A 1,199-nucleotide genomic window follows, 5' to 3' on the forward strand; every position below is an offset into this window, starting at 1 on the left:
GCAACACCTCATCCGGCCTCGGCCTCGGCCTCGGCGTGACCGCTTTCACGTCCGAATTTGACGCCGGCCCGAACTGCGACCACGATCGACCGCCTTCCGCGCCGGCACCGTCTCTGCCGGTTGCGACCGCCGCCCGCGCGTCGGCACGCGCCCGGCGGGAACTGGGTGCGAACTTTCATCTCATTGGCGAGCGTGATCTTGCGCGCGGCTGGAAGGAGCGGGCCCGCGACAACATCGCGGCGATCAGGCTTTCGGCCGAGATCGAGGCCGCGCAGAGGCCGGCCACGCGCGAGGAACAGCAAAGGCTGATCCGGTTCACCGGCTTCGGCGCAACCGAGCTCGCCAATGGCGTCTTTCGCCGCCCTGGCGAGATCGAGTATCGCGACGGCTGGCAGGAGATCGGCGCCCAACTGGAAGACTTGGTGGGCGAGGCTGACTACGCTTCGCTCGCCCGCTGCACGCAATATGCGCATTTTACGCCGGCGTTCATCGTCCGGGCGATCTGGGCGGGCCTGCTGCGGCTTGGCTGGTGCGGCGGCCGTGTTCTCGAACCCGGCTTTGGCACGGGACTCTTTGCGGCCTTGATGCCGTCCGAGCTGCACGAACGTTGCCACGTCACCGGAGTCGAGCTCGATCCCGTCACGGCGCGCATCGCCCGGCTGCTGCAGCCGCGGGCGCGCATCCTCAACGCAGACTTCGCCCGCACCGAACTCCCTGCTTCGTTCGACCTTGCCATCGGCAACCCGCCCTTTTCGGCACGCACCGTGCGCTCCGACCCTGCCTACCGATCGCTCGGCCTGCGCCTGCACGACTATTTCATCGTCAAGGCGCTTGGATTGCTCAAGCCGGGCGGCCTCGCCGCCTTCGTGACCAGCCACGGCACCTTGGACAAGGCCGACAGCATGTGCCGGAAGCAGATCGCCAAATCGGCCGACCTGATCGCCGCCTTGCGCCTGCCCGAGGGCAGCTTTCGCGCCGATGCCGGAACAGACGTCGTGGTCGACATCCTGTTCTTCCGCAAGCGCAAGGCGGGCAACCCCGAAGGCGACCTTGCCTGGCTCGATCTCGAGGAAATCCGGCCGGCGACCGAAGACGAGGGCGCCATCCGCGTCAATCGCTGGTTCGCGCGTCATCCGGACTTCGTGCTCGGCGCCCACGCGCTGCGGCGCGGCATCTATGGTCCCGATGAGACCTATGCC

The 1,199-nt window shown here is 67.7% G+C and carries 1 protein-coding gene; it reads left to right on the forward strand.

The window, feature by feature from the left end; translation table 11 throughout:
• The coding region (locus EOA24_RS38605; RefSeq protein WP_145992578.1) for a class I SAM-dependent methyltransferase at positions 1 to 1,199 on the forward strand (1,199 nt) is incomplete at both ends.

The organism is Mesorhizobium sp. M2A.F.Ca.ET.039.01.1.1 (assembly GCF_003998035.1).
Lineage (GTDB): Bacteria > Pseudomonadota > Alphaproteobacteria > Rhizobiales > Rhizobiaceae > Mesorhizobium.